A 24,134-nucleotide genomic window follows, 5' to 3' on the forward strand; every position below is an offset into this window, starting at 1 on the left:
GGATTCGAGCGGAGGTGAAATCGTGCAGGCTCAATGCCATAAGCAATCTTGCGCAAAGGGGAAATGGCGAGTCTTCTCGCTCCCGCGAGAGGCGAAGCATGGTGATTTGGTGAGACGAGTATCGATCTAAATGGGGCGAATGAAAGATCCGGCCATCGCTTGCGTCGCGGCGGCCCGATGGGAAACATGCAATGGGGCAATCAGGTCGGACGCTCGTGCCGATGACTGAAATCCGCGGCGAAAAAGTCGACTTTCGCAGGGAAGACATCGTCGCGCTGCATGCGTTGCCCTCGGCTCAAGCGCATGATCCGGTCATTGTGCACACGCCGCGTCCGGGCGGTGCTTGGCGCTTATGCGCACGGCTTTTCCTGTGCTGCTCGCTCCTCGTCTTCATCGCCGTTGCTTCGCTCGTCGCCATCATAGAAAGCGGGATCGTCGACGGACCGTTGAACGCCCGGGCACGTACGGCACTCAATGCGGCGCTGGGTCAGGGATACAGCGCCGATGTGGAAAGCACGGTCATCCGCTTGACAGGCGGCGGCGCTCTTGCGCTCAAGGCGCGCGGCGTCACGCTGAAGGAGAGTGGCTCGGGCCGGCACCTCGCCAGGCTGGGTGCGATCTCGATCGCGCTCGATCCGTTCGCCCTGGCGACCGGCCGCATCGACGTCTCGAGGCTCGAAGCGGAAGGCGGCGAACTCGACACCGGCCTATTGCCGCGCGGCGAGCCGATCGATCTCACCGCCATCCGCATCGCCGATGTGGGCAACGCGCTTGAAGAGCTGTTCGCGCAGGGCGACCGGATGTCACGGTTGACCGCCGGGCGAGCGACGCAGACCGTCGTGCTCTCGAATTTCAGCCTGAAAGTCAGCGGCGTCCGGGGGCGCGTTGTTCCCGTCGAAATCAAGACGCTGGAGTTCAGCCACGATCCGGACAGTTCGATGCGCGTTGACGGCACGATCGCAGTCGATGGGACAGAATCGCTGCTGACGGCAAAGGCCCTCGGCAACAATGGGCGCATTGCCGCCTTCGAGGCTCGCCTCGACGCGCTCTCGCTCTCGCCGTTCCTCTATCACGGCAAATCGGCCAAGGAGGAGGCCTTCGGCATCGAGGCCGCCGCCGATGTGACGCTCAACGCGGCTCGCGCGACGGACGGCAAGAAGCCGGCACTCACGGCAACCGTCAAGACTTCCAAGGGCGCCTTCCACGCCGGCGGACTCGTCTCGACTCTCAATTCCTCTGACCTCAACCTCTCTTACGATTTCGAGCGGGCCTCTGTCGAAATTTTGTCGTCGATGGTCAGGATCGGCCGTTCGAGCTTCCCCTTTACCGGTGCCCTGATCGACCTCGACAAGGTCGCCGGCGCGGACCGGAAGGGCTTTGCGGTCGACCTCCTGCTCAAGAACGCCAGTTCCGATCCCGAGGACCTGCAGGAGCGCCCGCTTGCCTTCGATGCCAAGGCGAGCGGCCGTTTCGAGTCGGACAGCCACCGGCTGATTTTCGATCAGCTGGCAATATCGAGCCCGCTCGGTTCCATGGCGGGGTCCCTCTCGGTCGCTTTCGGCAAGACATCGCCGCGAATCAGTTTCGCCGCACTCAGCGACAGGATGCATTCCAGGGTGGTCAAGCAGTTGTGGCCGTGGTGGCTTGCGAAGGGTGCTCGCCGTTGGGCCCTCGCCAACCTCTACGGCGGCACGGTCACCGATGCCCGCATAGAGGTCTCCATCCCTGAAGGGCGCATCGCCAGCAGCGGCGGTGAGTTGCGGCTGAACGAGCGGGAACTAAACATCAATTTCGCCATCGACGATACGCGCATCAACATCGCGGGAGAGATTCCGCCGTTGCGCGACACGGCCGGGCATTTCAGCCTCAGCGGCGAACGGATGTCCGTCGCGGTCAAGAAGGGTGCCGCGTTTTTCCCCTCCGGCCACTCCGTCGCCTTGAACGGCGGCGATTTCGTCATTGCCGACGTCTATAGCAAGCCGCTCATGGCGGAGATGAAGATCGAGGTCGCGGGCCAGGCGGATGCGATAGCGGAGCTCGTCCGCTACAAGCCGATCCAGGCGCTTCAGAAGACGCCCTTCACTCCGGAGGATTTCACCGGCCCGATGAAGGCGCTGGTCGGTGCGCGATTTGGGCTCATAGCCGACCAGAAGCCGCCACCACCGCTGTGGCAGGTGGAAATGCAGCTCGAGAACGTCACGATAAAGCGGCCGATCGCCGGACGTTCGATCGCCAATCTCGACGGTACGATGCGGATCGACAATGAACGTGCCGTACTTCAGGCGAACGCCCTGATCGACGGCGCGAAGATGCGCATCGCGCTCACCGAGCCGGTGGATGCCTCCGCCGATGTTAAGAGAACGCGGGAAATCTCCGGAACGCTCGATGAGGCGGCGCGTGCGAAAATCGCTCCGGCCCTATCCGGTATGGTCAGCGGGCCCGTCGGCATCGACGTATCGCTTGCGGAAGATGGCAGCCAGTCGGTGAAGGCCGATCTCGGCAAAGCCGTCCTCTCGCTGCCCTGGATCGGCTGGAGCAAGGGATCCGGCATCGCCGCAGAGGCGCATTTCACCATTCGGGCTACCGGCGGCATTACGGAAATAAACGACTTTCATCTCACCGGCGAAGGCTTTGGCGGCAATGGCGAATTGCGCGTCGATGAGTCCGGCCTCGTATCGGCCCGCCTGAGGGGCGTGCGCCTGGCCAGCGGCGACGACTTCGCCGTTACGGTGGATCGCAGCAGGGGCGGCTATTCGATAGACCTCACAGGCACGGCAGCGGATATCCGACCGGCGCTCGCCCGGGTGAAGGGTGGGGCCGCTGCTAAGGATGGCGGCAATGTGAAGATCAATGCGCGGCTCGATCGGGTCACCGGTTTCAACGGTGAGGTTCTCTCGAATGTGAACCTCGCCTATACGAGCCGTGGTCAGCAGATCGACGATGTCGACCTTTCTGCGGTAACGGCAAGCGGTCAGGCCGTCGTCGCCAGATTGGTGAAGGCCGGAGCGGATAATACGCTGGAACTGACAACGAGCGATGCCGGGGCCTTTGCACGCTTCATCGACATCTACCGCAATATGCGCGGCGGTCTCCTCAATCTGCGTCTGCGTGATCGGGGCGCCAATTCCTGGCGCGGAACCGTGGACATCCGCAAGTTCTCGCTCGTCGGCGAACAAAGGCTGCAATCGATGGTCTCGACGCCGGCGGGGCAGGACGGGCGTAGCCTCAATCAGGCGGTTCGGCGCGATATCGATGTGAGTACGGCTCAGTTCGAGCGTGGTTTCGCGCAACTCCTGCTGGATCAGGGCGCGATCCGCGTCGGCAGCGGGGTCGTCCGCGGCGTCGACGTCGGCGCGACGTTCCAGGGTACCGTCCGCGACTCCAATGGCCGCATGGACATGACGGGAACGTTCATGCCGGCCTATGGACTGAACCGCCTCTTCGGCGAGCTGCCGCTGATCGGCGTCCTGCTCGGAAACGGCCGCGACCGCGGTCTGCTCGGCATCACGTTCAAACTCACCGGTCCGTTCAGCCAGCCGAATCTGACGATCAACCCGCTGTCGATCATAGCGCCGGGCGTCTTCCGCAACATTTTCGAGTTTCAATGAAAAGGCCGGCGCTGCGGCCGGCCTCTGGTTACCGAATGTCTCGCCCGCTCATACTGGCCGAACGAGCAGGTGCTTCTTCTTGCCGAGCGAGAGCTTGATGACGCCGTCGCCGGTCACGTCGCCGTTTCCAATGACGCGTCGTTCGTCGCTGACCTGATCGTCATTGATCCGGACCGCGCCGCCCTGAACATGGCGGCGCGCCTCGCCGTTCGAAGCGGCAAGGCCGGCGCGGACCAGAAGCGTCAGCAGGCCAAGCCCCGATTCGAGTTCGGGAGCCGGGACCTCGACCGAGGGCAGGTTCTCGGCAAGCGCACCTTCCTCGAAGGTCTTGCGCGCCGTTTCGGCGGCCTGTTCCGCCGCCGCCCGCCCGTGCAGCATGGCGGTGACCTCGGTTGCCAGAACCTTCTTGACCTCGTTGATCTCGGAACCGCCGAGCTTCGACAGCCGGTCGATTTCAGCCATCGGCAGGGTGGTGTAGAGCTTGAGGAAGCGTGCGACGTCGGCGTCCTCGGTGTTTCGCCAGTACTGCCAGAACTCGTAGGGACCGAGCATATCCGGATTGAGCCAGACGGCGCCGCTCAAGGATTTGCCCATCTTCGCGCCGGAGGCGGTGGTCAGCAGCGGCGAGGTGAGGGCGTAGAGCTGCGGCGTTCCCATCCGGTGGCCGAGATCGATGCCATTGACGATGTTGCCCCACTGATCCGAACCGCCCATCTGGAGCCGGCATCCGGTACGCTCGTAGAGCTCGACGAAATCGTAGGCCTGCAGGATCATGTAGTTGAATTCGAGGAAGGACAGCGACTGCTCGCGCTCGAGCCGCATCTTCACGCTGTCGAACGACAGCATGCGGTTCACCGAGAAGTGGCGGCCGACGTCGCGGAGGAATTCGAGATAGTTGATGCCGAGCAGCCAGTCGGCATTGTTGATCATCAGCGCGTCCTTGGGGCCGTCGCCGTATCTCAGGTAGTTCGAAAAGACCGTCTTGATGCTCGCTATGTTGGCGGCGATCGTTTCGGGCGTCATCAGTTGCCGCGCCTCGTCCTTGAATGACGGATCGCCGACCATGCCCGTGCCGCCGCCCATCAGCGAAATGGGTCGGTGTCCGGTCGCCTGCAGCCAGTGCAGCATCATGATCTGAATGAGCCCGCCGGCGTGCAGGCTCGCAGCCGTGGGGTCGAAGCCGATATAGGCAGTCACGGTTTCCGTACGGAACAGCTGGTCGAGGCCGGCATCATCCGATGTCTGATGGATGAAACCGCGTTCGCTGAGAGTATGAAGGAAATCGGACTTGAACTCGGACATAACCTGTCTCTTTCGGCTGGGTAGAACGTGTGCGCCGGGCCTTTATCATTGTTTCTTCGAAAGTGCACGTTTTTGCTTGCCGGGTGTTTTGCTATGAACGCAGATGCGGGTCGGAGGCGGCGCGCGTTCGGCGGAGGATAATGCATGGGCAGAGTATTGACGGCGATCGGACTGATGAGCGGCACGAGCATGGACGGCATAGATATCGCAGTCGTGCGAACGGACGGCGACAGCATCGTCGATCGCGGCCCGTCTGCCGGATATGCCTATGATCCGCAGTTCCGGAAGCGTCTGAAACAGGGCCTCGAAGACGCCCGGTCGATTCTCAAACGAGAAGAGCGGCCGGGTACCCTCGCAGACATCGAGCGCGACCTGACGCTGCGGCACGCACTCGCGGTTCGGATGTTTCTCCAGGAAAACAATATTTTGCCGGATAATGTTGATGTAATAGGTTTTCACGGACAAACCGTCCTGCATCGCCCTGATCAAGCGTTGACGGTACAGCTTGGCGATGGCGAGCTGCTGGCGCGGGAAACCGGAATCGACGTGGTCTACGATATGCGGGCCAATGACATGGCCCATGGAGGCCAGGGCGCACCCCTCATTCCCGCCTATCACGCCGCCCTGGCGCGCGGTCTTTCCAAAGTCGGGGAGATCGCCACCCCCGTCGTCTTCGTCAATATCGGCGGCATTTCCAATCTCACCTACATAGGCGCAGGCGAAGAAATCGTCGCCTATGACAGCGGACCCGGCAATACGCTGATCGATCAATGGGTGGAGGCTCACGCCGGTATTCCCTACGACCAGGGCGGCATGATCGCGAGCGAGGGCGGCGTCCTGCGGGAACTCGCCGACCGTTATCTTTCTCACCCGTTCTTCAGCGCCGAGAAACGCCGCTCGCTCGACCGTAACGATTTCGCGCCGCCGGCGGCAGGCGATGCCAGCCTCGAGGATGGGGCGCGTACCCTCGCTCATGTAACGGCCGCCGGCATCGTCCGGTCCGCGCGCCATCTTCCGGCAAATCCGGCAGCCTACATTGTCTGCGGCGGCGGCCGCCTGAATTCCGTAATCATGAGCGACCTTCGCACGCTTGCGGAAGCGGAGGGCGCGCGCGTGCTTGCCGCAGAAGCGCTGGATCTGAACGGCGATTCGATGGAGGCCGAGGCCTGGGCCTATCTCGCCGTGAGATCGCGATACGGCCTGCCTTTGACCTATCCTGGAACGACGGGCGTCAGCTGTCCGGTAAGCGGGGGTAGGCTCGCGGCAAAACACGCACAAGCCGAGTCGGCTTAATGAATTCTTCGCGCGCCTTCGCTAACCTAAGCCACGACAGCGGAGAGCCGTGGGCTCGTTGACCGCGGAAGGACTTTCGGAACTTCGATGGGTGGTGCACTTTCACTTCTGGCGGTGAATTTCGTCATTGCCCAGATATTCGCGGCGGCTTTTCTCGTCATCGCCGCGAAACGCCGTCCGGGGCGGCCGGCAGCCTGGTGCGCCGCTGGATTTGCCATAGCTTCTCTGGCTGCGATTTGTGAAGCCGTTCTGCCGTTTACGCCTGTACCCAAGTTGTTCGCCGTCGGGGCTTTCGCAAGTGTCCTTGCCGGCTTTTGTCTTCTGCGTTTCGGCCTCGGGCTCTTTTATGGCGTACCGTCAAAGCCGGGGGCGCTTGCCGTTTTCTTCGCCGCTTCGGTAATCCTCGATCTGTTTATCTACTATCTTCCGCGCGGAACGTTGCAGCACGCCTTCTTCTACCAGGCGCCGTTCTTCCTCATCCAGGCCTGGACCGCAGCCGCGGTTATCCGTTCCCGGCGCCGCTCCTACGCGGACTGGATCCTAATTGGCTTCCTCGCGATGAATGCGCTCCATTTCCTCGTCAAGATCTATGCGGCCGTCGCCGCGGGGGCGGGCACCACGGCTTCGGACTATCTTCAGAGCCCCTTCGCCTTGATTTCGCAGGCGTTCGGCGCCGCGCTGATCGTCGGGACCGGCGTCGCGATGTTGGGCGTCATGGTCAAGGACATCGTCGACAAGGCACGCGCCAGCTCCGAGACCGACGCCCTTTCGGGTCTCCTGAACCGGCGCGGCTTCATCGAGCGCGTCGCCCCTTTGCTGCCGACCCGCAACGCCGAGGGTCCGGGCGCGCTGATCCTTACGGATCTCGACCGGTTCAAGGGCGTCAACGACACCTATGGCCACCACACGGGCGACGAGGTAATCCGCCAGTTCGCGCGTGTGCTTCTCGAACTCATGCCCAGCCGTGCTGCGGCGGCACGCCTCGGCGGCGAGGAGTTTGCGGTGTTTCTTCCTGGCGTGGGCCTGAGCGATGCGCGTGTCGTTGCTCAGGGAATGCGTGCCGCCACCGCCTCAACGCCTATCCCCGGGCTCCCGGAGACGGCGACGATCACCGCAAGCTTCGGTGTGGCGGCGATCGAACCGGGAGAGCCGCTGGAAACGGCGCTACAGAGGGCGGATAAGGCGCTGTACGCTGCCAAAGCCGCGGGGCGCAATCGTGTCGAATCCGCAGAGCCGTCCGCGCTTGTCGTGACCCCCGCTGTTTCCCAGTGGATCAGGCATTAGATCGCCACTGCTTACGACGAAGCTTCGCCTAGGGGAAAACGAAAGACTAAGGCCTGTTCTTGTCACAGGAATCCAGCCAGACCAAGTCCTTGGGCTGAAAGAACGCTTCCCGCGCCGCAGACGCGGGCGCTGCTGGATCCCTGTGACGAGCACAGGGATGAGGGTAGAGAGGGTGCGGCCCCTTGGCGTGTTTCCCTCAACCGTGAAAATAGCGAGGCGACACGGCAGGTCCCGGTCACGCCCGTGTACAGCGTCCCGCTTCGCTTCGATGCGAGAATGTAGACGTGACCTTTCATTGCGTGACAGGTTGACCATTCCCTCGCATATTAGCAAGCTTAAGTTGTGATAGCCGCACATCCCCGATCCTTCATTCCTGTGCTTGTCACAGGAATCCAGCCAGCCCAAGTCCTTGGGCTGAAAGAACGCTCCCCGCGCCGCAGACGCGGCGCTGCTGGATCCCTGTGACGAGCACAGGGATGAGGATGAGAGAGATTGTATGCCGCCGAAAAATTTCCTACAGCGCCGCGCGTCTTATGAGACGCGCAAAGGTCGCTGCAGCACTTTGAGTTGCTGCATGTTTTTGCCATTGATCGGCTACGATCAACGGAAACAGCACGCTCGGTACTCAAGGAATTCAAGCGCATTGCCATGCGTGCCGACAAAACCGACCCGAGCTTCAACGCCATTATCCATCTCGCAGCCTAAACTCAAAATGAATCTCAACAGGCACTAGACGCACGGCAAGCGACAGCCCGGGAAACGTGCAGGATTCCCGGGCTGCCTCATGGAATGGCGCCGTTCAGCGAATGCGCTTCGCTGCCGGCTCAGGTACCAGTTCGCCGTTGAGCCGGCGGTCGAGATAGTCTTCGCATTCGGCCATGAGGGTTTCGACCTGGCCATTGAAGAAGTGGTTGGCACCCGGTACCGTCTTATGAGTGATCAGTATGCCCTTTTGCGCCTTGAGCTTCTCGACGAGCCCATTGACGTCCTTCTCCGGCGCGACCTTGTCGGAATCGCCGTTGATGATCAGGCCGGAGGAGGGGCAGGGTGCCAGGAAGGAGAAGTCGTAGATGTTCGGCTGCGGTGCCACTGCCATGAAGCCCTCGATTTCCGGACGCCGCATCAGCAGCTGCATGCCGATCCAGGCGCCGAACGAGTAGCCGGCGACCCAGCAGCTCTTGGAATCCGGGTGCAGGCTCTGCACCCAGTCGAGCGCGGACGCCGCGTCGGAAAGCTCGCCGGCACCATGGTCGAATTCGCCCTGGCTGCGCCCGATGCCCCGGAAATTGAAACGCAAGGTGGTAAAGCCGCGCTTCTGAAACATGTAGAAGAGCTGGTATACGATCTGGTTGTTCATCGTGCCGCCGAACTGCGGGTGCGGATGCAGGATGATCGCAATCGGTGCGCTCTTCTGCTTCGAAGGCTGGTAGCGGCCCTCGAGGCGACCGGCCGGTCCGTTGAAGATGATTTCGGGCATTGGCTCTCCGGGAGTGCTTTGGTTCAATTCCGTCGTTCTTGGTGCCGATCTGTCTTGACTAAACCAGTCAGCTTTTCTAGAACCTACTTTAGAACCGTTCAAAACTTTGGTGCGGGCGTCCGCATGAGCTTCGTCTCTTAAGGCAAGCGGCGCGGAAAATTCAAGGAAAATGCAACGGGCCGCTCGAAGCGGTCGCAGCAGGCCTAGCGAAGGAATCGATGTCGGGATCGCGCATCTACATGGACTGGAATGCCACGGCGCCGCTTCTGCCGGAAGCGCGCGAGGCGCTCCTGTTCGCGCTCGATCAACTCGGCAATCCCTCTTCGGTCCACGGCGAAGGGCGTGCAGTGCGCGCCCTTGTCGAGAGCGCTCGACGCGATGTTGCCACTCTCTGCGGCGCGCCACCCGCAGCGGTCGTCTTTACCAGCGGCGCGACGGAAGCGGCGAACCTGGTGCTCACGTCCGAGTTCCGCATGGGGCGCACGCCGCTGAAGGCAGGCAAGCTCTATGTTTCGGCCATCGAGCATCCGGCAGTGCGCGAGGGCGGGCGTTTCGCGCGCGAGGATGTTTGCGAGATAGCGGTGACAAACGCCGGGATCGTCGACTGCGCAGCGCTCGAAGATCTGCTTCGGGCCCATGACCGTGAGACCGGTCTGCCGATGGTGGCCGTGATGCTTGCCAATAATGAAACGGGCATCATTCAGCCGGTCGCCGAGGTTGCGGCGATCGTGCGGGCACATGGCGGCATCCTGGTCGTCGATGCGGTTCAGGCTGCCGGCCGGCTGCCGCTTTCGATCTCATCGCTAGGTGCGGACTTTCTGATCCTGTCGTCGCACAAGATCGGCGGCCCGAAGGGAGCGGGCGCACTCGTCGCCCGCGGCGAGATCATGATGCCTTCTCCGCTGATCCGCGGCGGCGGACAGGAAAAGGGACACCGTTCGGGGACCGAGAATGCGACGGCGCTTGCGGGCTTTGCGGCTGCGGCCCGAGCCGCGGCCGGGGATATCGACGGGCGCATGGCCGCCATAGCCGCGCTGCGCGACGGCCTCGAGGCGGAAATGCAGTCCTGCGCCCCCGATGTGGTGATCCACGGGCGCGACCAGTCCCGCCTGGCAAATACATGCTTCTTCACGCTTCCGGGGCTGAAGGCCGAGACCGGACAGATCGCTTTCGATCTCGAGGGCGTCGCCTTGTCGGCAGGCTCGGCCTGCTCGTCCGGGAAGGTCGGGCAAAGCCATGTTCTGACCGCCATGGGCTATGATCCGCGCCAGGGTGCGCTGAGGATTTCGATCGGTGAGGCGACCACGCAAGCGGAAATCGAGCGTTGCGCGGCGGTATTCGCGAAAGTGGCGGCGCGGCGACGCGCGGCCGGACAGGCGGCGTGAGCGGAGAGCATTGAATGAAATTGCGGAAAAGCAATTTTCCGCTTGGCAAATGGGGTGAAAAACGCCTTTTAGCCATTACATAAGCGGTGCGCGAATACTTGCATCGTATTGACAAGCTGCCGGACCTTGGATCCGGCGAGATTGGAGAACGACATGCCTGCCGTGCAGGAAACCATTGATCAGGTCCGCCAGATCGACGTGGACCAGTATAAATACGGCTTCGAGACGACGATCGAGATGGACCTTGCTCCGAAGGGGCTGTCCGAGGATATTATCCGCCTGATCTCGTCCAAGAAGAACGAACCGGAATGGATGCTCGAATGGCGCCTCGAGGCTTATCGCCGCTGGCAGACCATGGAGGAGCCGACCTGGGCGCGCGTCCGCTATCCGAAGATCGACTTCAACGACATCCATTATTACGCGGCGCCGAAGGGCACGACCGGGCCGAAATCGCTCGACGAGGTCGACCCGGAGCTGCTCAAGGTCTATGAGAAGCTCGGCATTCCGCTGAAGGAACAGGAGATTCTCGCCGGCGTCGAGAAGTCGAAGATCGCCGTCGATGCGGTGTTCGATTCGGTCTCCGTCGTCACCACCTTCAAGGAAGAGCTGAAGAAGGCCGGTGTCATCTTCATGTCGATCTCCGAGGCGATGCGGGAGCATCCGGACCTCGTGCGGAAGTATCTCGGTACGGTCGTACCGCAGTCGGACAACTTCTATGCGACGCTGAACTCCGCGGTCTTCACCGACGGCTCCTTCGTCTATGTGCCGAAGGGCGTTCGGTGCCCGATGGAGCTTTCGACCTATTTCCGCATCAACGAGAAGAACACGGGCCAGTTCGAGCGTACGCTCATCATCGCCGACGAAGGCGCCTATGTCTCCTATCTCGAAGGCTGCACGGCGCCGCAACGCGACGAGAACCAGCTTCATGCGGCAGTGGTCGAACTGATTGCGCTCGACGATGCCGAGATCAAGTATTCGACGGTGCAGAACTGGTATCCGGGCGACAAGCAGGGCAAGGGCGGCATCTATAACTTCGTGACCAAGCGTGGCGATTGCCGCGGCAAGAACTCGAAGATCTCCTGGACCCAGGTCGAGACCGGATCGGCCATCACCTGGAAGTATCCGTCCTGCATCCTGCGCGGCGACGGTTCGCGCGGCGAATTCTACTCGATCGCCGTTTCCAATGGTCACCAGCAGATCGACTCGGGCACGAAGATGATCCACCTCGGCAAGAACACGTCGAGCCGCATCATCTCCAAGGGCATTGCGGCCGGTGTTTCGGAAAACACCTATCGCGGTCAGGTCTCGGCGCACCGCAAGGCCGAGAACGCCCGCAACTTCACGCAGTGCGATTCGCTTCTGATCGGCGACCGGTGCGGTGCGCACACGGTGCCCTATATCGAGGCGAAGAATTCGACTGCGCAGTTCGAGCACGAGGCGACGACGTCCAAGATTTCCGAGGACCAGCTTTTCTACTGCCTGCAGCGCGGCATTCCGGAAGAGGCGGCGATCGCTCTGATCGTCAACGGCTTCGTCAAGGAAGTCATCCAGGAACTGCCGATGGAATTCGCCGTCGAGGCGCAGAAGCTGATCGGCATCTCGCTCGAAGGCTCCGTGGGCTAGGGCCCGTCCGAATACCGAACCGGCGCACGGAATTCGTGCGCGATAGAAGATTTCGTTTCCCAAGAGGACGAACAAACATGCTTGAAATCAAGAACCTGCACGCACGCATCGCCGAGGACGGCACCGAGATCATCCGCGGCCTGAACCTGACGGTGAAGGCTGGCGAAGTCGCGGCCATCATGGGGCCGAACGGCTCCGGCAAATCGACGCTCTCCTACATCCTGTCCGGGCGCGAAGATTATGAAGTGACCGAGGGCGACATTCTTTACAACGGCGAAAGCATCCTGGAGCTCGACGCATCGGAGCGAGCTGCGAAGGGCATCTTCCTCGCCTTCCAGTATCCGGTCGAAATTCCGGGCGTCGCCACCATGCAGTTCCTGAAGGTGGCGATGAACGAACAGCGCAAGTACCGCGGCGAAGAGGAATTGACGACGCCGGAATTCATGCGCCGCGTCAAGGAAGCTGCCGCCGAACTGAAGATCGCGCCCGAAATGCTGCGTCGTCCGCTCAATGTCGGCTTCTCGGGCGGCGAGAAGAAGCGCGCGGAAATCCTGCAGATGGCTCTGCTCGAGCCGAAGCTCTGCGTTCTCGACGAAACCGACTCGGGCCTCGACATCGACGCGCTGAAGATCGTTGCCGATGGCGTCAACGCGCTGCGCTCGCCCGATCGCGCGGTCGTCGTCATCACGCACTACCAGCGCCTGCTCAACTACATCGTTCCGGACACTGTCCACGTCCTCTACAAGGGCCAGGTCATCAAGTCCGGCGACAAGACGCTGGCGCACGAACTCGAGGCCAACGGCTACGCGGATATCATCGAGGCGGCAGCCTGACGCCTGTCGAAGGAGTGTTCGAATGAATATGCAACAGGCCATCAAGATGACGGCGGCCGAAACGGCGCTCGTCGATGCCTATACGGCGCAGATCGGTGATCTGCCGGGCGACGGGGCCGTGCTGTCGCTTCGCGACACGCTGGTTCACGAGTTGAAGACGGCCGGTCTGCCGACGCGCCGCGTCGAAGCCTGGCACTATACCGACCTGCGCACGCTGCTGCGAGCGGTGCCGGCGGCCGATCCGACCGCCTTCGCCGATCGCGTAGAGCCGGTCGTTCCGGGCTCGTCTGTTCTGTCCGTGCGCAACGGCCAGGCGGATATCAAGAGCGTTCCCGAGCATTTGACGGCGCGCTCCTATACCGAGAGCCTGCTCGATGGTTCGGCGGTAGCCGGGCTCTCCGTCCTCGGCTCGGACGATGCGATCGGCCGGATCAATGGCGGCCTCGTGCGCGGCGGACTGGAAATCACCGTCGCCGCCGGCGCTGAGATCGAAGCTCCGATCGAAATCCAGGTGGTTCAGAGTCATGGTCAGGCGCATACGCGCTTTCCGGTTTCCTTCGGCGCCGGCGCGAAAGCGACCGTGATCGAGCGCCATCTGTCGACGAATGCCGAGCCGAGCTTCGTTTCCTCGGTAAGCGACGTGACGCTCGCCGACGGCGCCGACGTGATCTGGATCATCCTGCAGCAGCAGGGTCCGGCCGATACGCATCTCGGCCAGATCCGCTTCGATCTCGGCAAGGACGCGAAACTGCACCTCTTCGTCATCAATGCCGGCGGTAAGCTGGTCCGTCAGGAGCTGCATGGCCGTGCGAGCGGCGAGGGCTCCGACCTCACCCTGCGCGGGATCAACCTGCTCGGCGGCGACAGCCACACGGATCTGACGTTCACGCTGAGCCATGACGTGCCGCACACGACATCGAGCGAGATCATCCGCAACGTCGTCTTCGATCGGGCGAAGGGCGTGTTCCAGGGTAAGATCCTGGTCGCGCAGGACGCACAGAAGACCGACGCGAAAATGTCGTGCAACACGCTGCTCCTGTCCGACGACGCCGACTTCTCCGCGAAGCCGGAACTCGAAATCTTTGCAGATGACGTGCAGTGCGGTCACGGTGCAACGGTCATCGATATCGATCACACGCAGCTCTTCTACCTTCTCGCTCGCGGCATTCCGGAAAACAAGGCGCGTGCGATGCTCGTCAATGCCTTCGTCGCCGAGATCGTCGAGGAATTGGAAGACGACGAGGCGCTGGTCGAGGCGCTGGAAGATATAGTCGCGGCCTGGCTCGAAAAGCACGCCTGATTGGATAAAGACATGGAACATCCTGCGCCGCCGGTAGCGGCATACGACGTCGAAGCGGTCAGGAAGGATTTCCCGATCCTATCACGGACGGTCTATGGCAAGCCGCTCGTCTATCTGGACAACGGCGCGTCGGCGCAGAAGCCGCAACTCGTCATAGACGCCGTTGCCCATGCCTATTCCAACGAATACGCCAACGTCCATCGCGGCCTGCATTTCCTGTCGAATGCCGCGACGGAGGCCTATGAACAGGCGCGCGAAAAGGTTCGCCGTTTCCTGAATGCCCCGTCGGTCGACAACATCATCTTCACCAAGTCCTCGACCGAGGCGATCAACACGGTCGCCTACGGCTATGGAATGCCGAAACTCGGCGAGGGGGACGAGATCGTCATCTCGATCATGGAGCATCACTCCAACATCGTTCCCTGGCACTTTATTCGTGAGCGGCAGGGCGCGAAGCTGGTCTGGGCGCCGGTCGACGACGACGGCGCATTCCACATCGAGGACTTCGTCAAGTGCCTGACGGAGCGGACGAAGCTGATCGCCATCACGCACATGTCGAACGCGCTGGGCACGGTGGTTCCGGTCAAGGAGATCTGCCGCATTGCCCGCGAGCGCGGCATTCCGGTGCTTGTCGACGGCAGCCAGGGTGCGGTGCATATGCCCGTCGACGTCCAGGACATCGATTGCGACTGGTATGTGATGACCGGTCACAAGCTCTACGGTCCTTCCGGCATCGGCGTGCTCTATGGCAAGACCGAACGGCTGAAGGAAATGCGCCCCTTCATGGGTGGCGGCGAGATGATCGAGGAAGTGACCGAGGACCGCGTCACCTACAACGATCCTCCGCATCGCTTCGAGGCCGGCACGCCGCCGATCGTCCAGGCGATCGGGCTCGGCTATGCGCTCGACTACATGGAGAAGGTCGGCCGCGAGGCGATCAGGGCACACGAGGCGAGCCTGACGGCCTATGCCCGCGAACGCCTGTCTTCGGTCAATTCGCTGAGGGTCTTCGGCGACGCGCCCGGCAAGGGGAGTATCTTTTCCTTCGAGATCGCCGGCATACACGCCCATGACGTATCGATGGTCATCGACCGTGCCGGCATTGCGGTGCGCGCCGGAACGCATTGTGCGCAGCCGCTCTTGAAACGGTTCGGCGTCACCTCCACATGCCGGGCGTCCTTCGGTCTTTACAATACCCGGGCCGAGGTCGATGCGTTGGCGGACGCGCTGGAACACGCACGCAAGTTTTTCGCTTAGGGAGACGGACATGGGTCTCGAGCAAACACAAGAAAAAGTCGACGTCCGCGAAGGCATCGTTCATTCGGCCATTCCGCCGGAGGAACTGGCGCGCCTCAGCGACGACATCATCGCGGCGCTCAAAACCGTCTATGACCCGGAAATACCGGCGGACATCTTCGAACTCGGTCTCATCTACAAGATCGATATCGAAGACGACCGGATGGTGAAGATCGACATGACGCTGACCGCACCTGGCTGCCCCGTGGCCGGTGAGATGCCGGGCTGGGTCGAAAATGCCGTCGGCACCGTCGAGGGCGTTTCGGGCGTCGAAGTGTCGATGACCTTCGATCCGCCGTGGACGCCTGACCGGATGTCGGAAGAGGCGCAGGTTGCGCTCGGCTGGTATTGAGCACCTGCCGATATTGATCCGTTGGCAAGCGGGCATTACATTCAGTCTGGAAAGCGCCGGGCCTTTAACCCGGCGATACGAAGGAGATGGAGCCTATGGGCTTTGCCGTAATGAGCCTGACCGATGCCGCCGCCAGCCGGGTCCGGTCGATCGTGGAAAATGCCGGAGGCGAGGCCAAGGGCATCCGTATCAGCATCAAGAAGGGCGGTTGCGCCGGCATGGAATATGCCGTCGATCTCGTGAGCGAACCCAATTCGAAGGACGACCTGATCGAGCACCAGGGTGCGAAGGTCTGGGTGGCCCCCGAGGCCGTGCTTTACCTTCTGGGCACGCAGATGGATTTCGAGACCACCACGCTACGCTCGGGCTTCACCTTCAACAACCCTAATCAAACTTCGGCCTGCGGCTGCGGCGAGTCGGTGGAACTGAAGCCGGCGGATCTCGCAGCACTTGCCGAGCGCGGCGACGCGGTGGTCCGCGCCAGCTGATTTCGTAGCCGCTGCGTTTCGAATCGCCCCTCATCCGGCCTGCCGGCCACCTTCTCCCCGTTTTGACGGGGAGAAGGGACAAGCCGCGAGCGCTCGCCCCACATCAAATCGGAGCAAGACAGCAGCCGCGATTCCCCTTCGCCCCGCTTGCGGGGAGAAGGTGCCGGCAGGCGGATGAGGGGCGAGTCTTCGTCTAGGTGTCTAGTCCCGCCGTCACTCCGCCTTGATCTCTCCCATGCGGTTCCAAGCGTCCAAGCCGGCAATCTTGTATGCCTCGGCGAGGGTCGGGTAGTTGAAGGTGTTCTCGACGAAATATTCGACGGTGCCCTTCAGGTTCAGGACGGCCTGGCCGATATGGACGAGTTCGGTCGCACCTTCGCCGATGATATGGACGCCGAGCAGCCGCCGCGTCCTGAGCGAGAAGATCATCTTCAAGAGTCCCGAATCCAGGCCCATGATGTGCCCGCGCGAAGTCTCGCGGAATCGGGCGATGCCGCATTCGTAGGGAATCCCGCGCTCTTTGACCTCTTCCTCGGACAGGCCGCAGGTGGATATTTCCGGCACGGCATAGATGCCGTAGGGGAAATATTTCTGCGGCTCCTTGGCGATTGCGCCGACCGCAACGCGGGCTGCGACGCGGCCCTGTTCCATCGAGGTCGAGGCGAGGCTCGGAAAGCCGACGACATCGCCGGCGGCGTAGATATTCGGAACCGTCGTCTGGAACGTTTCCGGATTGACCTTCAGCCGACCGCGGGCATCGGCCTCGAGACCTGCCGCGGGAAGGTTGAGCGCATCCGTCGCGCCCATCCGGCCGGCGGCGAAAAGCACCATTTCCGTCGTGATCTTGCGGCCGTTGTCGAGGGTAAGCAGCACCTTGCCATTGTCGAGCCGCTCCACTTTCTCCGCCTTTTGGCCCAGGTTGAGTTTCATCGCGCGGTCGCGCAACTGATAGGTGAAGTCCTCGACGATCTCCCGGTCGATGAAATCGAGCATGGTGGTCTTCGGGTCGATGACCGTCACCTGGATGTCGAGGGCGCTGAAGATGGTGGCGTATTCAATGCCGATGACGCCGGCGCCGATCACCACAAGCGAGCGGGGCAGTTCACGGATGTCGAGCAGTTCGTCGCTGTCGACGACCGTCCTGCCGTCGAAAGGCATGTAGTCGGGCCGAAAGGGCTTCGTTCCCACGGCAAGCAGGATGCTGGTGCCGGAAACGAGCATGCTCTCGTCGTCGTCTTTGGAGATCTCGAGCGTCGTCGGCCCGACGAAGCTCGCCCTGCCACGGATGTGCTGTACGCGGTTTCGGGCGAACTGGTGCTCGAGCACCTCCACCTCGTGGTTGAGCGTGATGATGAGACGACGGCGCAGATCTTCGGCGCTGATTTCCTGCTTGACCCGGTAGGAGCGGCCGTAGAAGCCGCGCTCGCGCCAGCCGGTGAGGTTGAGCGCCGTTTCACGCAGCGTTTTCGACGGAATGGTGCCGGTGTGGACGGAAACGCCACCGACCCGTTTTCCCTGTTCGATGACGAGCACCTTCTTGCCAAGCTTCGCGGCCTGGATGGCTCCCCTGCGCCCGGCCGGACCACTGCCGACGACGATGAGATCGTACTGGTTCATGAACGCTTCCCCTGCTCGCGTGAGAATCGTTGTGCGATGCGGCATCTTTCGCGCAGGCACAGCTATATCGTCAATCGCACCGTTTGATGACGTGCAATGCCGTAGCGCCCTGTTCTGGATGCGTCTGCTGCATATTTTCCATCAGAACAATCGAAGCCCTTTGAGGCTGACATGGCCGTCCTTGCCGATGATGACGTGATCGTGAAGCGCAATGCCGAGCGGCTTGGCGGCCTCGGCGATGAGCTTGGTCATGTCGATGTCCGCGCGTGACGGCGTCGGGTCGCCGGAGGGATGGTTGTGCACTAAAATCAAGGCGGTAGCGGAAAGCTCCAAGGCGCGCTTGACCACCTCGCGAGGATATACGGGCGTGTGGTCGATCGTTCCTTGCTGCTGCACCTCGTCGGCGATCAGCGTGTTGCGCTTGTCGAGGAAAAGGATGCGGAACTGCTCCTTCGTCTCATGCGCCATCGCTGCGTGGCAATAGTCGATCACGGCGCTCCAGGAGGACAGAACCTGCTTGTTGCGCAATTCGCTCCTGAGCATGCGGTGGCTGGCGGTGGCGACGAGCTTGAGATCGAGCGCAACGGACTCTCCGACGCCTTTGACTTCCTGAAGGAGGTGCAGGGGAGCGCCGAAGACGGCCGCAAGCGTGCCGAAGCGGTCGAGCAGCGCCTTGGCGATCGGCTTGGTGTCGCGGCGGGGGATGAGGCGGAAGAGGATGAGCTCGAGGATTTCGTAATCCGCCAGCGCCGCATCCCCGTGTTCGCGGTAGCGGGCTCTCAGGCGATCCCGATGGCCGTGATAGTGCGTATCGGTTGCCGGCGCCGGCGCGGTTGCGGGGCTGTTGCGGGTCCGCTTCTCAGGGAAAAACCCGCGTTCGTCCGCGGCGTCGAAAAGCTCGTCGGGTTCGCCGGGCGGGATCTTCGTCACGCGTCGCCCGCGACGTGAATGCCGGGCTTGAAGAGACCGGTCGGTGAGAGCGTGAATATTTCACAGCCGTCCGCCGTGACGCCCACCGTGTGCTCGTATTGGGCCGACAGGGATCGATCGCGTGTAACCGCCGTCCAGCCGTCCGAGAGGACCTTCACATGCGGGCGGCCAAGATTGATCATCGGTTCGATCGTGAAGATCATGCCTTCCTTGAGCTCCGGCCCGTCATTGGCGCTGCCATAGTGAAGGATGTTGGGCGCGTCGTGAAAGAGCCGGCCGACGCCGTGACCGCAGAAGTCGCGAACCACCGAACAACGCTCGGCTTCCGCATAGGCCTGTATCGCCTCGCCGATTGCCCCCGTGCGCGCGCCGGGGCGAACCGCCGCTATGCCGCGCATCAGGCATTCATGCGTCACGTCCAGCAGGCGCTCGGCGGCACGCTTTATCTCTCCGACGGGATACATCCGGCTTGAATCACCGTGCCAGCCATCGACCACATAGGTCACGTCGATATTGACGATGTCCCCTTCGCGCAGCGGCTTGTCGTTGGGGATGCCGTGACAGACCACGTGATTGATCGAGGTGCAGGAAGATTTCGTGTAGCCGCGATAATTGAGGGTTGCAGGGAGCGCGCCGTGGTCCATGCCGAACTCGAAGACGAAGCGGTCGATCTCGTCCGTCGTCACGCCCGGGCTCACGCGCGCCACGAGCTCGTCCAGGCAGCGTGCCGTCACCTGACAGGCCTTGCGCATGCCTTCAAATCCCTCCGGCCCGTAAAGTCGAATGACACCGGTGTTCTTGTAGGGAGCCGCGTCGGCCTCGATGTAAGTTACCATTCCAGACTTCCGTTGTTTCAGGCGATTTTCATAAAACAGCAGGGACCGGTTCGTCCACTACGATCGGTCCTGCCGCCACGATTTGCGCCGGCGATACCGCGCACTTGACCGCATAGGCCTCGACCCCGCGGGCGCTCGCCCTTTCGAAAGCGCGAGCATAAACCGGGTCGAGCTCGCGGCATATGCGGAAGCGACTGCAATCGCCTCTCTGGACAAGATAGAGCATGATCGCGCGGTGTCCCGCCTCGACCATATCGCCCAGTTCCTCGAGATGTTTCGCGCCGCGTTGTGTCGGGCTGTCCGGGAATTCGGCGAGACCGCGGACGCGGCTGAAATGGACGTTCTTCACCTCGACATAGGCGAGGCCCTTTTCCGCATCGCTGAGCAGAATGTCGATCCTCGAATTGCGGCCGTATCTCTGCTCGCGCCGGAGCGTGCCGTAGGTGTGGAGATTGCCCACCTGTCCGGCCATGATCGCCTCTTCGGCGATCCGGTTCGGCAATCCGGTGTTGATGCCGACCAGCGTGCCGTCCGCCTCGACGATCTCCAGCATGTGGCGATACTTGCGTGTCGGGCTGTCGTGTTCCGAGAGCCAGACCGGCGAGCCCGGTGTGGTCAGGCCACGCATCGAGCCGGTATTCGGGCATGAACCGGTGATTGCCGTTCCATCGGCCAGAATAGCGTCGAACAGGAAGCGCTTGTAACGCTGCACAAGCGTCGCAGGGACGAGCGGGCGAGGGAAATTCAAGGGGATTGAACTCTCTGCGGTCAGTCGTTGCGGTCAGGCGCGCACGCGCACGTAGGAGCCGGGCGCTTCCTCGATGGAATTGAGCGGACCTCCGGCCTTCCGCGCCGGAACCCTGCGTTTGTCGAGCCGTTCGACCCAACCCTGCCAATGCGGCCACCAGGACCCGGCCGTCTCCTTCGCTTTACCCATCCAGGTCTCGATGTCGCCCTTCGGCGCCCCTCCCGTCCAGTATTGATACTTGCTTCGGGCCGGAGGGTTGACGACACCGGCGATGTGCCCGGAGCCGGAGAGCACGAAGGTCACCTTGCCGCCGAAGCTGCTGCTGCCGAGGAACACGGATTTCGCCGGTGCGATGTGATCCTCCTTCGTAGCGAGATTGTAGATGGGAATCTTGACGTCGCCGAGGGATACGCGGCGGCCGGCAAGCATCATCTCTCCCCTGGAGAGCCTGTTTTCCAGATAGCAGTTGCGCAGATAGAAAGAGTGGTTGGCCGCGGGCATCCGAGTCGAATCGGAGTTCCAGTAAAGCAGGTCGAAGGGCAGGGGGGCCTGGCCCTTGAGGTAGTTGTTGACGAAATAGGGCCAGATCAGTTCCGAAGCCCGGAGCATATTGAAGGCCGACGCCATCTTCGAGCCTTCGAGGTAGCCGGTGGCGCTCATATTCGCCTCGAGGTGGCGGATCTGGTCGTCGTCCACGAATACCTTGAGATCGCCCGCATGGGTGAAGTCGACCTGCGTGGTGAAGAGCGTCGCGGAGCGAATGCGTTCGTCGCCTTCGGCGGCATGAAGCGCCAGGGTGGCGGCGAGCAGCGTCCCGCCGACGCAATAGCCGATGGAATTGACTTCGCGCTCGCCGGTTGCCTGCTCGATGATATCAAGCGCGAAACCTATGCCTTCGCGTGCATAGGCTTCCCAATCCTTGGAGGCATGGCGTTCGTCCGGGTTTACCCAGGAGATGACGAAGACCGTATGCCCCTGGTCGACAGCCCATTTGATGAAGGACTTCTCCGGATTGAGGTCCAGCACGTAGAATTTGTTGATCCAGGGCGGGCAGATGAGCAACGGCCGCTTCAGCACGGTCTCGGTGCTCGCCTCGTATTGCAGCACCTGGCAGACATCGTTCTGGGCGATCACCTTGCCTGGAGTGATCGCGATGTTCTCTCCGATGGCGAACTTGCTGGTGTCCGTCTGGCGGAGCCGAAGCTCGCCGCGCCCGGCGGCTATGTCTTCCGCCAGCATCTGCATGCCTTTCACGAGATTGGCGCCGCTCGACGCCACGGTCTCGCGATAGAGCTGCGGATTCGTCGTGATGAAGTTGGTCGGGGAAAGAGCGCTGGCAATCTGGCGAACGTAGAAGGCCGCCTTGTGGCGGGTATGATCGTCAAGGCCCTCGGCGTCCTTCACCATGCGCTCCGCCCAGTCGGAGGTGACGAAGTAGGCCTGGCGGATGAAATCGAAAAACGGGTACTTCACCCAGTCTTCGTCGGCGAAGCGCTTGTCGTTGTGCTGAAGGTTGGCCGGGTCCTCCACGGCGTCGCCTGCCATGCGCTGGAGTGTCCGCGACCACATATCGAAGAAGCTGCCGAGAAGATGGGTCTGGGCTTCGAGTGTCCGCCGGGGGTCGGAGAGCCAGTATTCCGAGACCTTGGAGAGGGTCTTGACCATGTCGGAGACCGGCTCGGCGAAACTATCCGTCTTCTCGCCCGCTTCGCGGGGGGCGAGCCATGCGGAAGCGGCTTTTCCGAGCTGCTCTGCCGCGCGAGCCATGTTGATGGCCAGGCTTTCGGGATCCTTGACGATGTAAGGCTCGACCGATTTCGGGTCGAAGCCGGCAAAGCCCGTAGCGCCCTCAGCCTTCTCTGCTGTCACCCGGCGTCCTCCACAGCATCTTGTTTGTTTTGTATTTTTACATTCTGCCCGAAAATGATTACAAGGGCTACTGCATGTTCCCTTGATCGTAGCCGGTCGAAGGACAAAAACATGCAGCAGATCAAAGTGCTACGGCGACCTTTGCGCGTCCCAGGAGACGCGCGGCGCTGTAGCGCATCGTCGCGCCGCAGAAACAGAGGTCATCGCCAGCATGCTTGCCGTCGGAAAACAGCGTTCGCTTTCTTGGATGTCCGCACTGATTCTCGCAGGCGTGCTCGCGGGCTGCAACTCGACGGCGGACCTTGCCACCTATCCCTCTGTTTACGGTCAGAAGCCCGCCGCCATGCAGCAGATGACCAGTGAGGAGGCGCTGAACATGCAGGGCCAGCTGACCGCACTTGCCGGACAGCGCCGGTCCGGCGCGATCTCCGAAGCCGAGTATCAGCGTCGCCTTAAGGAATTGCAGCTTCTGGCCGAGCAGCACGGTGCCGACACGCTGAAACAGATCGAGAATTAGCGCTTGCCTTTCTCGTGATTTGGCCGCAAAGCGTTGAATGGCCGCGATGGCGGCTGTTCACCCCGCGCATGTCGAGCGAAGAGCCCAAGGGCTGGCAAAGACGCGCGCCAAATGAGGTCTGGAGATGGAAGAGTTTCATAAAGTCCGGCGTTTGCCGCCCTACGTTTTCGAACAGGTCAACCGTTTGAAAGCTAGCGCGCGAGCGGCCGGTGCTGACATCATCGACCTCGGCATGGGCAATCCGGATCTTCCGACCCCGCAGTCTATCGTGGACAAGCTGTGCGAAGTCGTCCAGGACCCGCGGACGCATCGTTATTCGTCATCGAAGGGCATTCCCGGGCTGCGCCGTGCGCAGGCCGCCTATTATGCACGCCGCTTCGGCGTCAAGCTCAATCCCGAGACGCAGGTCGTCGCGACCCTCGGCTCCAAGGAAGGCTTCGCCAACATGGCGCAGGCCATCACCGCACCCGGCGACGTGGTCCTTTGCCCGAATCCGACCTATCCGATCCACGCCTTCGGATTCCTGATGGCAGGCGGTGTCATCCGCTCGATTTCGGTCGAGCCGGACGAGAGCTTTTTCCCGCCGCTCGAACGTGCGGTCCGGCACTCGATCCCGAAGCCGCTGGCGCTGATCCTCAATTACCCGTCCAATCCGACGGCGCAGGTCGCCACGCTCGATTTCTACAAGGATGTCATCGCCTTTGCGAAGAAGCACGACATCATCGTGCTGTCGGATCTCGCCTATTCGGAGATCTACTTCGACGACGCACCGCCGCCTTCGGTTCTGGAAGTGCCGGGTGCGACCGATGTGACCGTCGAATTCACGTCGATGTCGAAGACCTTCTCCATGCCCGGCTGGCGCATGGGCTTCGCCGTCGGCAACGAACGACTGATCGCGGCGCTGACGCGCGTGAAGTCCTATCTGGACTACGGCGCATTCACCCCGATCCAGGTGGCGGCGACGCAGGCACTGAACGGTGACGGCAGCGACATCGCCGAGGTGCGCGCCATCTACAAGCGGCGCCGCGACGTCATGGTGGAAAGCTTCGGCAAGGCCGGTTTCGAGGTGCCGCCGCCGCCGGCGACGATGTTCGCCTGGGCGAAGATCCCCGAGAAGTTCCGCCATCTCGGCTCGCTGGAATTCTCCAAGCTTCTCGTCGAGAAAGCGGATGTCGCCGTTGCTCCGGGTATCGGCTTCGGCGAGCAGGGGGACGACTATGTTCGTCTCGCGCTGGTGGAGAACGAACACCGCATCCGCCAGGCCGCGCGCAATATCAAGCGCTTCCTTTCTTCGGCGGACGAGACGATGCACAACGTCATCTCGCTCAACGCACATCGGTAAGGAGCCGGGCTGTGCCCGTTTCCGCACCCAATTT

At 62.0% G+C, this 24,134-nt stretch carries 19 protein-coding genes; 12 read left to right on the forward strand and 7 right to left on the reverse strand.

Features of this window, described 5'->3' with window-relative positions; translation table 11 throughout:
• Positions 1-191 precede the first annotated feature (191 nt).
• Complete coding sequence (locus M1D34_RS06510) at positions 192-3,608, forward strand: YhdP family protein (protein ID WP_498781259.1); 3,417 nt, start codon at positions 192-194, stop codon at positions 3,606-3,608.
• Between the two features lie 48 nt (positions 3,609-3,656).
• Here M1D34_RS06510 and tyrS read toward each other — a convergent pair whose 3' ends face one another.
• Positions 3,657-4,910 carry a tyrosine--tRNA ligase gene (gene tyrS / locus M1D34_RS06515; RefSeq protein WP_498781261.1) on the reverse strand — a complete coding sequence of 418 codons (1,254 nt, stop codon included), beginning with the start codon at positions 4,908-4,910 and terminating at the stop codon, positions 3,657-3,659.
• A gap of 144 nt (positions 4,911-5,054) precedes the next feature.
• On the opposite strand from tyrS, the gene M1D34_RS06520 reads away from it, so the two are divergent.
• Together M1D34_RS06520 and M1D34_RS06525 are read left to right on the forward strand one after the other, a co-directional pair.
• Positions 5,055-6,203 (forward strand): anhydro-N-acetylmuramic acid kinase, encoded by a 1,149-nt coding sequence (locus M1D34_RS06520; protein ID WP_498781263.1) that lies wholly within the window; start codon positions 5,055-5,057, stop codon positions 6,201-6,203.
• An 87-nt stretch (positions 6,204-6,290) separates the two neighbouring features.
• Positions 6,291-7,487 carry a GGDEF domain-containing protein gene (locus M1D34_RS06525; protein ID WP_498781265.1) on the forward strand — a complete coding sequence of 399 codons (1,197 nt, stop codon included), beginning with the start codon at positions 6,291-6,293 and terminating at the stop codon, positions 7,485-7,487.
• A gap of 799 nt (positions 7,488-8,286) precedes the next feature.
• Here the strand turns inward: M1D34_RS06525 and M1D34_RS06530 are convergent.
• Positions 8,287-8,964, reverse strand: a complete 678-nt coding sequence (locus tag M1D34_RS06530) for an alpha/beta hydrolase (protein WP_003531477.1) — start codon at positions 8,962-8,964, stop codon at positions 8,287-8,289.
• A gap of 218 nt (positions 8,965-9,182) precedes the next feature.
• On the opposite strand from M1D34_RS06530, the gene M1D34_RS06535 reads away from it, so the two are divergent.
• The 7 genes from M1D34_RS06535 (at position 9,183) to sufA (ending at position 16,241) form a co-directional block, all read left to right on the forward strand.
• A complete protein-coding gene (locus M1D34_RS06535; RefSeq protein WP_498781267.1) occupies positions 9,183-10,349 on the forward strand; it encodes a cysteine desulfurase family protein in 1,167 nt (388 codons plus the stop codon).
• Between the two features lie 153 nt (positions 10,350-10,502).
• On the forward strand, positions 10,503-11,972 hold the full coding sequence (gene sufB, locus M1D34_RS06540) for a Fe-S cluster assembly protein SufB (RefSeq protein WP_003531481.1): 1,470 nt from the start codon (positions 10,503-10,505) through the stop codon (positions 11,970-11,972).
• A gap of 77 nt (positions 11,973-12,049) precedes the next feature.
• Complete coding sequence (gene sufC / locus M1D34_RS06545; RefSeq protein ID WP_003531483.1) at positions 12,050-12,805, forward strand: Fe-S cluster assembly ATPase SufC; 756 nt, start codon at positions 12,050-12,052, stop codon at positions 12,803-12,805.
• Positions 12,806-12,827: 22 nt separating this feature from the next.
• Positions 12,828-14,105, forward strand: coding sequence for a Fe-S cluster assembly protein SufD (sufD, locus tag M1D34_RS06550; protein ID WP_127541508.1), 1,278 nt, complete (start codon positions 12,828-12,830; stop codon positions 14,103-14,105).
• Positions 14,106-14,117: 12 nt separating this feature from the next.
• Positions 14,118-15,362, forward strand: a complete 1,245-nt coding sequence (locus tag M1D34_RS06555; RefSeq protein WP_498781270.1) for a cysteine desulfurase — start codon at positions 14,118-14,120, stop codon at positions 15,360-15,362.
• Positions 15,363-15,372: 10 nt separating this feature from the next.
• Positions 15,373-15,753, forward strand: a complete 381-nt coding sequence (locus M1D34_RS06560) for an SUF system Fe-S cluster assembly protein (RefSeq protein WP_003531488.1) — start codon at positions 15,373-15,375, stop codon at positions 15,751-15,753.
• Between the two features lie 95 nt (positions 15,754-15,848).
• Positions 15,849-16,241 carry a Fe-S cluster assembly scaffold SufA gene (gene sufA, locus M1D34_RS06565; protein WP_003531489.1) on the forward strand — a complete coding sequence of 131 codons (393 nt, stop codon included), beginning with the start codon at positions 15,849-15,851 and terminating at the stop codon, positions 16,239-16,241.
• Between the two features lie 213 nt (positions 16,242-16,454).
• Here the strand turns inward: sufA and sthA are convergent, their stop codons facing one another.
• The 5 genes from sthA to phaC form a co-directional block, all read right to left on the reverse strand.
• Entirely contained in the window at positions 16,455-17,858 is a 1,404-nt protein-coding gene (sthA, locus tag M1D34_RS06570) for a Si-specific NAD(P)(+) transhydrogenase (protein ID WP_003537057.1), read from the reverse strand.
• A 141-nt stretch (positions 17,859-17,999) separates the two neighbouring features.
• Positions 18,000-18,788 (reverse strand): RadC family protein, encoded by a 789-nt coding sequence (gene radC / locus M1D34_RS06575; RefSeq protein ID WP_010969427.1) that lies wholly within the window; start codon positions 18,786-18,788, stop codon positions 18,000-18,002.
• Positions 18,785-19,624, reverse strand: coding sequence for a type I methionyl aminopeptidase (gene map / locus M1D34_RS06580; RefSeq protein ID WP_498781273.1), 840 nt, complete (start codon positions 19,622-19,624; stop codon positions 18,785-18,787). Before map ends, radC begins: the two co-directional genes overlap by 4 nt.
• 28 nt (positions 19,625-19,652) lie before the next feature.
• The gene (gene sfsA / locus M1D34_RS06585) at positions 19,653-20,372 is read right to left on the reverse strand and encodes a DNA/RNA nuclease SfsA (RefSeq protein WP_027993260.1); all 720 of its coding nucleotides are present in this window, start codon (positions 20,370-20,372) and stop codon (positions 19,653-19,655) included.
• A gap of 33 nt (positions 20,373-20,405) precedes the next feature.
• Positions 20,406-22,241 carry a poly(3-hydroxyalkanoate) polymerase subunit PhaC gene (gene phaC, locus M1D34_RS06590; protein WP_498781276.1) on the reverse strand — a complete coding sequence of 612 codons (1,836 nt, stop codon included), beginning with the start codon at positions 22,239-22,241 and terminating at the stop codon, positions 20,406-20,408.
• A gap of 211 nt (positions 22,242-22,452) precedes the next feature.
• Here phaC and M1D34_RS06595 point away from each other — a divergent pair, with 211 nt between their 5' ends.
• Both M1D34_RS06595 and M1D34_RS06600 read left to right on the forward strand, forming a co-directional pair.
• A complete protein-coding gene (locus tag M1D34_RS06595) occupies positions 22,453-22,758 on the forward strand; it encodes a hypothetical protein (protein ID WP_003537044.1) in 306 nt (101 codons plus the stop codon).
• Between the two features lie 124 nt (positions 22,759-22,882).
• Entirely contained in the window at positions 22,883-24,100 is a 1,218-nt protein-coding gene (locus tag M1D34_RS06600) for an LL-diaminopimelate aminotransferase (protein ID WP_010969423.1), read from the forward strand.
• Positions 24,101-24,134 lie beyond the last annotated feature (34 nt).

It is taken from the genome of Ensifer sp. D2-11, assembly GCF_054161295.1.

Excerpts from the sequence above, each read along its gene's own strand:
- map (WP_498781273.1), bottom strand. The coding sequence starts at position 19,624 with ATGGTAACTTACATCGAGGCCGACGCGGCTCCCTACAAGAACACCGGT.
- sthA (WP_003537057.1), bottom strand. The coding sequence starts at position 17,858 with ATGAACCAGTACGATCTCATCGTCGTCGGCAGTGGTCCGGCCGGGCGC.
- M1D34_RS06595 (WP_003537044.1), top strand. The coding sequence starts at position 22,453 with ATGCTTGCCGTCGGAAAACAGCGTTCGCTTTCTTGGATGTCCGCACTG.
- M1D34_RS06510 (WP_498781259.1), top strand. The coding sequence starts at position 192 with ATGGGGCAATCAGGTCGGACGCTCGTGCCGATGACTGAAATCCGCGGC.
- M1D34_RS06555 (WP_498781270.1), top strand. The coding sequence starts at position 14,118 with ATGGAACATCCTGCGCCGCCGGTAGCGGCATACGACGTCGAAGCGGTC.
- M1D34_RS06520 (WP_498781263.1), top strand. The coding sequence starts at position 5,055 with ATGGGCAGAGTATTGACGGCGATCGGACTGATGAGCGGCACGAGCATG.
- M1D34_RS06600 (WP_010969423.1), top strand. The coding sequence starts at position 22,883 with ATGGAAGAGTTTCATAAAGTCCGGCGTTTGCCGCCCTACGTTTTCGAA.
- tyrS (WP_498781261.1), bottom strand. The coding sequence starts at position 4,910 with ATGTCCGAGTTCAAGTCCGATTTCCTTCATACTCTCAGCGAACGCGGT.
- sufA (WP_003531489.1), top strand. The coding sequence starts at position 15,849 with ATGGGCTTTGCCGTAATGAGCCTGACCGATGCCGCCGCCAGCCGGGTC.
- M1D34_RS06560 (WP_003531488.1), top strand. The coding sequence starts at position 15,373 with ATGGGTCTCGAGCAAACACAAGAAAAAGTCGACGTCCGCGAAGGCATC.
- sufC (WP_003531483.1), top strand. The coding sequence starts at position 12,050 with ATGCTTGAAATCAAGAACCTGCACGCACGCATCGCCGAGGACGGCACC.
- M1D34_RS06525 (WP_498781265.1), top strand. The coding sequence starts at position 6,291 with ATGGGTGGTGCACTTTCACTTCTGGCGGTGAATTTCGTCATTGCCCAG.
- M1D34_RS06535 (WP_498781267.1), top strand. The coding sequence starts at position 9,183 with ATGTCGGGATCGCGCATCTACATGGACTGGAATGCCACGGCGCCGCTT.
- M1D34_RS06530 (WP_003531477.1), bottom strand. The coding sequence starts at position 8,964 with ATGCCCGAAATCATCTTCAACGGACCGGCCGGTCGCCTCGAGGGCCGC.
- sufD (WP_127541508.1), top strand. The coding sequence starts at position 12,828 with ATGAATATGCAACAGGCCATCAAGATGACGGCGGCCGAAACGGCGCTC.
- sufB (WP_003531481.1), top strand. The coding sequence starts at position 10,503 with ATGCCTGCCGTGCAGGAAACCATTGATCAGGTCCGCCAGATCGACGTG.